Source organism: Desulfosporosinus sp. OT (assembly GCF_000224515.1).
GTDB lineage: Bacteria > Bacillota > Desulfitobacteriia > Desulfitobacteriales > Desulfitobacteriaceae > Desulfosporosinus.
The window spans coordinates 1-7716 of the sequence record NZ_AGAF01000137.1 but is presented as its reverse complement, the minus strand read 5'-3'; the positions used below and the strand labels follow the sequence as shown (position 1 = coordinate 7716).

General features: G+C 41.0%; 8 protein-coding genes and 4 pseudogenes. 2 read left to right on the top strand and 10 right to left on the bottom strand.

Features of this window, described 5'->3' with window-relative positions; all coding sequences use genetic code 11:
* Window positions 1–59: 59 nt before the first annotated feature.
* The 4 genes and pseudogenes from DOT_RS12695 to DOT_RS28650 all read right to left on the bottom strand — a co-directional run bounded on the left by DOT_RS12695 (window position 60) and on the right by DOT_RS28650 (window position 2167).
* Entirely contained in the window at window positions 60–254 is a 195-nt protein-coding gene (locus tag DOT_RS12695) for a hypothetical protein (RefSeq protein WP_009619155.1), read from the bottom strand.
* Window positions 255–294: 40 nt separating this feature from the next.
* Window positions 295–729: a DUF5131 family protein gene (locus DOT_RS32375; protein ID WP_009619153.1), complete on the bottom strand. Its 435-nt coding sequence runs from the start codon at window positions 727–729 to the stop codon at window positions 295–297.
* 26 nt (window positions 730–755) lie between these two features.
* Window positions 756–998, bottom strand: a pseudogene (locus DOT_RS32370) (DUF5131 family protein).
* Entirely contained in the window at window positions 893–2167 is a 1275-nt protein-coding gene (locus DOT_RS28650; RefSeq protein WP_009619151.1) for a hypothetical protein, read from the bottom strand. The pseudogene DOT_RS32370 and the gene DOT_RS28650 overlap by 106 nt, the downstream one beginning before the upstream one ends.
* A gap of 650 nt (window positions 2168–2817) precedes the next feature.
* On the opposite strand from DOT_RS28650, the pseudogene DOT_RS12680 reads away from it, so the two are divergent.
* Window positions 2818–3102 (top strand): annotated as a pseudogene (locus DOT_RS12680) (beta-propeller domain-containing protein); the annotation flags it as partial.
* A 15-nt stretch (window positions 3103–3117) separates the two neighbouring features.
* Here the strand turns inward: DOT_RS12680 and DOT_RS12675 are convergent.
* The 3 genes and pseudogenes from DOT_RS12675 to DOT_RS12670 form a co-directional block, all read right to left on the bottom strand.
* On the bottom strand, window positions 3118–4191 hold the full coding sequence (locus tag DOT_RS12675) for an EFR1 family ferrodoxin (protein ID WP_009619147.1): 1074 nt from the start codon (window positions 4189–4191) through the stop codon (window positions 3118–3120).
* Between the two features lie 310 nt (window positions 4192–4501).
* Window positions 4502–4768: pseudogene (locus DOT_RS28645) on the bottom strand (GyrI-like domain-containing protein); the annotation flags it as partial.
* 127 nt (window positions 4769–4895) lie between these two features.
* The gene (locus tag DOT_RS12670; protein WP_157998451.1) at window positions 4896–5222 is read right to left on the bottom strand and encodes a hypothetical protein; all 327 of its coding nucleotides are present in this window, start codon (window positions 5220–5222) and stop codon (window positions 4896–4898) included.
* A gap of 16 nt (window positions 5223–5238) precedes the next feature.
* Here DOT_RS12670 and DOT_RS12665 point away from each other — a divergent pair, with 16 nt between their 5' ends.
* Window positions 5239–5550 (top strand): hypothetical protein, encoded by a 312-nt coding sequence (locus DOT_RS12665; RefSeq protein ID WP_050809876.1) that lies wholly within the window; start codon window positions 5239–5241, stop codon window positions 5548–5550.
* Window positions 5551–6103: 553 nt separating this feature from the next.
* On the opposite strand, the gene DOT_RS12660 is transcribed toward DOT_RS12665, so the two are convergent.
* The 3 genes and pseudogenes from DOT_RS12660 to DOT_RS12650 form a co-directional block, all read right to left on the bottom strand.
* Complete coding sequence (locus tag DOT_RS12660) at window positions 6104–6571, bottom strand: VOC family protein (RefSeq protein WP_009619139.1); 468 nt, start codon at window positions 6569–6571, stop codon at window positions 6104–6106.
* 22 nt (window positions 6572–6593) lie between these two features.
* Window positions 6594–6803, bottom strand: coding sequence for a hypothetical protein (locus DOT_RS12655; protein ID WP_040412099.1), 210 nt, complete (start codon window positions 6801–6803; stop codon window positions 6594–6596).
* Window positions 6804–6942: 139 nt separating this feature from the next.
* A pseudogene (locus tag DOT_RS12650) lies at window positions 6943–7716 on the bottom strand (RNA polymerase subunit sigma-70); the annotation flags it as partial.

The following is a 7716-nucleotide window of genomic DNA, read 5'->3' as shown; positions in this document are numbered from 1 at the left end:
TTCAGTCCATGATATCTGAGGACTCCAGCGTCATGTCTACTCGCTCCTTTGGTTTTTTTCTATACTGCTTCAAGGTCTCCTGCAAGCGGACCCGGGCCCGGAACAACCGTGACTTGGACGGCATCCTGGGCCAGATCTTTATCCCGCAGCAGGCAGAAAGCCTGCTTGGCAGCCTGGGGATAGATCTCCCGGATTAATTCTTCCCAAGCGTCCAGGTCACCCAGCCGAGCTCTGCCAATCAGATTTTCTTTCACGTTTTATCCTCATCCTAACTATTTCAATTTGAAATGCATTTCAGTACTTAGGATTCATGAGAGGGTTAAAAAGTTCCCTGGGTTTTAAAAAAATTACTGATGAACATTTCGAACCCAGATGAGAACTGACTCCGCATTCACCTTGTTGGTCGCATTCATTCTTGATTGACAATACCCACTCAGAGTCCATCCTTCGGGACTTAAACCCACTTTCTCCACCAACAATCGCCCAGTCCACACCTGTTAAATCAAGGTTTTTAACCTCATCTATTAGCGGTTCAAAAGAAATAAATCGGACCTTCGCATTCACTTTCCTCAAGGAATCAATGCGGTATTTATGGTATTTATATTGATCACTTTCAACGGTTACCCCTTGCCAGATGTTAGGGCTCCATTTCAGATAAGGAGCTAGTTCTTCAAGTCGTTCTGCTCTCTTCGTTAGAACTTGAAAGGTATGCCAGGATGCTTTGTTCATAATCCCAAACATCTGCTGGATAAAATCTAAAGAGATGCCTCATGGAACAGATCCAACATAGAATTCACGAAAACTAGAGAAGGCTTTTTCCACTTTAAAGGATCAGTCAGGCAGTATTCGTGGAGAGCAACCTCAAATCCATTAACATATTTCTTATTTCACATTAACTATAGACGTTGCGCCATGATAGCAGCATAACAGTTTTTACATCCATCAGATATCTTCGTACAACCGGTAACTGGGTTCCAAGTATTTTCTTTTCTGAACATCCCCATAATTCTTGTTGCTTTTCCGCCGAGAAAAAACCGCTGTCGATAAAATCGTTGATTTTACTTCCCGTACCATCTAAAGCAGCATGCTGGGAATCAGGGTAATAGCTGAAAGCTCCTTCATCTGAAACGTAATACTTTTCAAAGATTATTTTAACATAGTTTTCTAACAATGCTTTCGCCTTAGCTTTATCGTTATCTGATGCATATTTGCATAAATATCTGGTCACCATGGCTGTGCCTTTGTCCATTTTCAACGACCATTCATGAGATTCGTCTAAATCGTCAGCAGCTGGCATGGGTTCGGACATAACCTCAAGGGCTGTCTGAAACATCTCCTGTTTATAACGCAAAGGGAATGATTCGTAAATATCATTGCCCTTTCTGTCAACGAATGTCTTGACAATTGAGGCTGTGTTGGTTAAATCTTTTCTCAGCATTTGACCGCCGCTTCTTGATTTTGGACCCCAAAATCCCGTTTGCGGATCCTGATTGTCATAGAACCATTGCAGCAAAGCTTCTTTCCACTCGGGAGAGTAATCATATAAATTGAGTTCTCCGATAACACCCTCCCCGTTGCAATAACTTAATAAACTTCTGGCAAATACAAAGGTAGTTTGCGGTAATTTGGCGGCTATCCAGCCGACGTTTGACATATCGTCGAGAAACGCTCTTAACTCTTCTGGCTCTCTTATCTCGTCCAAGTATTTCAAAGGGTACTTCAAGCGTAATGGCTTTCCTGTCTCTTTAGCCAGCGCGTCAAGATGAGCTAAGATGTTTTCCGTAGGTTCATTATATGTGCAGTAGGGGTAAGAATCATCCATAAATGCTCCTGTCTTCGGGTTTTGCAGATTTAAATAGAATTCCATTTCATCTTCCTTGCTGGCAAACTTCGGCACTTTGATTAATCCTTCTCTTGTTTTTAACTGCTTCTGCAGTAGACTGACTTGTGATAACGCTTTGTAATAATGTCCGTGATCCAGCCAATAGGCCATCCCCATCATCTTGAACTCGAAATCAGCCATATAGTAGCCTTCTGCTTGAAGCACCTTGTTCATTCTGAACAGATCTTTTATCTGGGCTTTTACATGAAGTACGCTAAAAAATATCGCTATAACCATAGCTGCGCTTAACATTGAAATGACAAGAATTGCTTTTCTATGCTTCATTTCAACCTCCTGAAAATTATCACAAAAATTTCTCAAAAGCCGACATTAGTAGTGAACTTAAGAAGAACCCACTACCAGAAACTAACAACATTGAACATTGGAATTCCCATCAAATGTTAAAAAAATCCTATAGATTTAGGATAGATGATTTCAGGCTTTGATGATAAACGGGTATGGTTTTGATAAGATAACAACAGATTTTACTCTGGTTTCCCACTCGTAGGCGGAATCTACGCTTTTATACTTTTTAAGCACTTAATAACAGTAATAATTTACATATGTCCTAAATCAAAAATTACGGGTGTTTAGGCTTACATCCCCTGTATAAGCCTTAATCTAAAATCCATAACAATCAACTGCTGGAGTTTGATGTGTCTGAAAAGATATGTGCCTGACATCGTTATTAGGTTCGGTTGACGAATTATCGCGGTATTTTCAGGAAAGTGCTCTGAACTCTTGATACTCTGAGCAATTATTTGAATATGTCCCTTTTTAAGCCTTTGGGTTTCTTGGGCTCATAGAACCAACCTATCTATTAACTCGGTCCGCCTCTAAGGTAATCGTCTATGGCCTAGCCGATAAAACCATTCTGAAGCATCTGCGGGAAATTGAAATGGCCGGGGACTATATGTCTTCCCGTAAAATCGGTTACGGATGAGTTTACTTCTAAGTACAACGTCTATATTCTTGATCAAAACCTCCAACCGACAGGTAAAATCGAAGATATTGCGCCCGGCAAGAAGATCTATTCCGTTCGATTCATGGGAGACCGCGGCTATTTGGTAACCTTTAAAAGTGTCGACCTCTTCTTTGTCCTGGACCTAAAAGGCCCAACTGCTCCAACGAGTTTGAGGGCTTTAAAAATACCGGGTTTCAGTGACTATCTCCACCCCTACGATGAGAATCATATTATTGGCTTCGGCAAAGAGACCATCCGCGGGTGAAGAGAATTATTTTTTGCTTTCTGGCCTAATATCCATTAGACTTGTATCCGGCTCGTGATACCGGCGATATAAGTGAGTCAAGGTTGTGTAGGTACAGAGCTTGTTTAGCAGAGGAATCTTGATAAGCCAAAAAAGCATAAGATTGGCTGCAAAAATTATAAGGATTATATAGCTGTAATCAATCAGGGTTTTTAAAAGGAAATGATCCTGTCCTACAGGCAAAAACTTACTTAATCCATTCAAAACATAATAAGAGACCGGCAAGGTGGTGAGAAAATACAAAAGAACCGCCAGTGAATGACTAGTTTCAACTGCTTTATTAGGACAATATCCCATACATCTCATGCAGCTTTCACAAGAAAATGTCCAATAAGGACGAGGCTTTCTGCTTCCTATCATTCTTATGGCTTCAAAAGGACAAGATTTGGCACATAGACCGCAGCCGGTACAGCTTTCTGAAGCAAAAAACAGCTTTGCAAAGAAAAACCGACCGATTACCAAATAAGCTAAAGAAATCGGGCTTAGAAGCAAACCCAAAAACAGGGATAGAATCCCTCTAAACACTCTTTTTCCTTCCAAAATTCTTTCTGCAAAAGAATCAGCTTTTATCTTGGCCCTGCCAATAATGAATCTGGAGTTTGCAGGGTTTAGTCCCCAGTGTAAGGACATCCAATTTGACGGCATATCCAGCCCCATGACTCCACGTATAGTATAACCCTTCAGAATAAGCAGAAGTGCTACAAGATAACCCGCCGTACCTTCAAACCCCGGGAAGGGCAGAGCAGCAATTTTAGTACCTGCTCTTGTCGCCACCACAAAAGCATGCTTTCCCCTTCCCCGCGGCAAATGAAGTGTATGCCTAATCACCGGCCAAGGTGCTGTAAAGCCATGGGTTGGATAAACAAATCCCACGATGTCCTTTCCGTTTTCCTCATAATCTGCATCCTCATGGGGTTTTGTGATCTGATACAGCTTGGAGTTGATCCCTTTGTTTGTATGGGTTGCCGCCATCCACGTGGCTGCTCGATAAGAATTTCCTGTTCCAGTCAGGAAATATATTAGACATGAGCTATACTGCATACTTCACCACCCTATTTAAATCAGTATCTTTAGAAATCTTTTTCATACTGCTTATAAAATTCATAGTATGTACGCACATTTTCCAATTTCGTCAAATGCGGATCGATGTGTCGGCATGGCGGCTGACATGATCTTTCACTTCTACATTCTTCCCTCATATCCCTCCAGGGTAGAAAATAAACCCGGGAAAACAAAAAGCCAGATCATTCGCAAATGAACGATCTGGCTCTGGTATCCCCATGGCGGTATCTACAAATACGCATCGTGCTTTTAGCTCTTTGTGTCAATTAACATCCCGACTTCCTTTCTTTTACGAAACTACGGGTATCCATACTTCTATCCTGCTTTCACCCTTTTCATCGGACTTTTCACCGTACCTGACAAAGTCTACTCTTGCGTTCTCGTTGAGCTGACAATTTGATCTTGGAAACCAGTCCTTGTAAATGTAGTCCATCACCGGCTGTATAGAGTCCTTTGCCTTTCCTTTATAGATAAATACGACATAGTTTCCTGCTGGAAGCTTCAGTACGCTCCTACCAGGAGTGATATCTTCCGGTTTGCTTACTTCATCCGCAGCATAGTAATCAAAGGCAAGCTACACCTCATTTAGAAGGGTATCAACCGTCCAGAAAATTATAACAAAACAGACCCGGATTATCTGCTCTGTTCAGACGAAAACAATCCATTCAGACCAAAAAATGACTCTAAATTATTTCAGAAAGACCACTGATAAATTCGATAATTTTCTTTAATTCCTCATCAGTAAAACCATCTAAAAACAGGTCAGCCTTTTGATATAACTTTTCATGGAGTTTTTCATGAACTAAAAATACTTCTCTTCCCAGTGGAGTCAGCGAGTAGAATATTTCCTTTTTATTCCCTTCCCGGCGATATATTTGGATTAGTTTCTTTTTCAACAATCTAGAACTGATCTTTGAAATGCCGCCTTTTGTTATATTCATTTTTTGTGAAATTCCGATTCCATTAATTAATGGATTTCGTTCAATACAATCTATAACATGGCACATCATCTTCTATACAGGTATTATGGAAAAGCACGCATATGCGACGCCAGAATATATGCTGAATAATCCTGAGTTGTCTAATACACTTATTCGTTACCTGATTAATAAAAAAGTAAGCCTTATAGGGTTTGATATGGGAGGAATCAGAAAATCATCAGAACATGCCATCGCAGATCAATATTGCGCCGATAATGGTGTATTTATAATTGAAAATTTAAGTAATCTGAATAAACTTATTGAATTCAAAGACAACCAATTTATTGTGCATACCTATCCGATTCTGATTGTTGGTTCGACCGGACTACCTACACGAGTGATAGCCGAAATTCTTTAGAAAACAATTATAAACTATAACGATCATGCCAAAGATTTTTGTATCAATGAGACAAGAATCGTTGTATTACAGTTCTCATAATTCGCCGATCAATTATTCCACGACAGGCATAAAAGTCTTGGGGTCATGTTACTGGCCGGAATTTTCCCGCCCATGATCTATTACAACAATGTTTTGGCCTCAGAAAACCTGGCCCTGCCCTTATTACTGCTGAGTGTTCTTTTTTATCTTCAAGAAGTTAATGACCAAAAAATAATCCCCTTCCTTTGCTCCGGTTTATGATTGAGATCATCCTACCACCCCCTTTCGAAAAGGGTGTGGCAAAGTATAAATCACCTATCTTAAAAGAACCCTGCCCAAAGGCCCTCCGTGTTTTATGTCGGAGGGCCTTTGGGCAGGGTTAAAACCTTGTTTAATTATATTTCTGTGATAAATATCAATTAGGTCAGACGATAGAGTTCGAGATATTTATCATAAACATATCACTTTCTGATATCTTACAAAAATACTGCAGATTACGCCGGTTTTTGCCTTACATATGTATGCTCTTTTTTTACGTTAAGCACGACCTCACATAATCAACCGGCACATCCATACGAGTGGCCGTTTCTTCAATCGAAAGTCCTGTGTTTATAAATCTCTTGACAACCATCATCATGTTTTCACCAACTTCAATAATGTGCTTATCTACATCATAAAAACGAACTACTCGTTGGCCCCAGGAATGTTCAAGGAGCGGATGAACATATTCAATATCTTTCATAAGGTTTAATTTTGCAGCAAAGCCGTCCATATCTTCTTCCTCAAAATATAACTCACAGGCATTGTTTCCAAAAACAATATCTTCATCTTGCTTATGAATAAAGCCTTTCCAAGTATCAGCAGTCTGCAAGGCAATACCACCTGTCAAAGTCACATTTGCCCCGAAATCTGCAACAATCTCTAACCCTAAAACGTCGTGATAGAACTGCTTTGCTTTTTCTATATTTCTTACAGCAATCAACGTGCAAGTATACTTCATTCTCATAATCCTCCCATGTAGATTAGTTCTGATTAATAATCATGGGCAATATTTTCTCAAAGTAAAGCTCTGGTAAAACAATTCTAACCTCGACCTCAGTGTTTTCCTTCTGCCATAGTACAATAAATCGTATTTTGGCTGTTTTCAGCACATAATTCTTTTGCTGCATCGACTCTATCGTTGATGATTTTAAGTTGGGTCGGTGACAAAAAGGACCGCTCCAAATCAGCATTAACCAATTTCCTTTTATTCCTGCCGCGGACCAGGTATGTTTGGCACTGCCATATTCTCGACCACGAAGACAATGAAAATAGGGCTCCCTGATAAAATCTCTCTTTATCAGGAAGCCCTACACTAATCTTTGCTTTCAATTATCCTTGCGTCAATTGTCCGGGGATTTTAAGCAACTCATCCTTTTCCAGCTGCCCGCCGCAGGTATAATAGAAACCATTGTCCTGCCAATCGAGCATGTATTTAACACCCGCCAAGTCGATCTTGATCAGTCCTCCGGTGACTTTCCTGCCGTCAAACTCCAGTTCAACGGGTTCCATGCTTGAATTTGGCGGCAGATTGGTATGCGGCACCGGTCCCTGGGTGACAATCAACAACGGGGTTTGCTCACCCAGGACGGAATACGTACTGAGCAGTACCCCTTTCCCCTCTTTTACTTCAACCCATTGGTGTTTGATCTTATAGTTCTGACCGGCCAAACTATAGGGCGCTTGATCTAAACGCTCTGCTGCCTCAGCCAGAGTTATATCCTGAGGCAAATGGAGGACTTGACTGTTTTCCTCCTCAATGGTTACCCCTTCAGGAAGATCCAGTTCAAACAGGGAATCAGGCAGTCCTTGATTGAGGCGAAGTTCTCTCACTTCCCGGCGGTTTACCAGCTCGCCTTTGACATTATAATATTCCGTTCGGATCGGCATCCAGGTTTCTTTGTCCATCCAGTGATGAGTATTCATTTCCCCTAAACCCGGAACTTGTTCACTGAATTGGACATGAAGAACCGGTCGGCCGTGCAGGTACTCCGTGCCTAAGATCCGGCTGGATTTATTCTCAACCATGGCCTTAAGGCTGTCCGGAAAATTAAAGTTGCCGCGTTCTCTGTATTCCGGGCTTAAGATAAGTTTTCTGACTTGACG

Excerpts from the sequence above, each read along its gene's own strand:
- DOT_RS32375 (WP_009619153.1), bottom strand. The coding sequence starts at position 729 with ATGAACAAAGCATCCTGGCATACCTTTCAAGTTCTAACGAAGAGAGCA.
- DOT_RS28650 (WP_009619151.1), bottom strand. The coding sequence starts at position 2,167 with ATGAAGCATAGAAAAGCAATTCTTGTCATTTCAATGTTAAGCGCAGCT.
- DOT_RS12675 (WP_009619147.1), bottom strand. The coding sequence starts at position 4,191 with ATGCAGTATAGCTCATGTCTAATATATTTCCTGACTGGAACAGGAAAT.
- DOT_RS12670 (WP_157998451.1), bottom strand. The coding sequence starts at position 5,222 with ATGATGTGCCATGTTATAGATTGTATTGAACGAAATCCATTAATTAAT.
- DOT_RS12665 (WP_050809876.1), top strand. The coding sequence starts at position 5,239 with ATGGAAAAGCACGCATATGCGACGCCAGAATATATGCTGAATAATCCT.
- DOT_RS12660 (WP_009619139.1), bottom strand. The coding sequence starts at position 6,571 with ATGAAGTATACTTGCACGTTGATTGCTGTAAGAAATATAGAAAAAGCA.
- DOT_RS12655 (WP_040412099.1), bottom strand. The coding sequence starts at position 6,803 with ATGCTGATTTGGAGCGGTCCTTTTTGTCACCGACCCAACTTAAAATCA.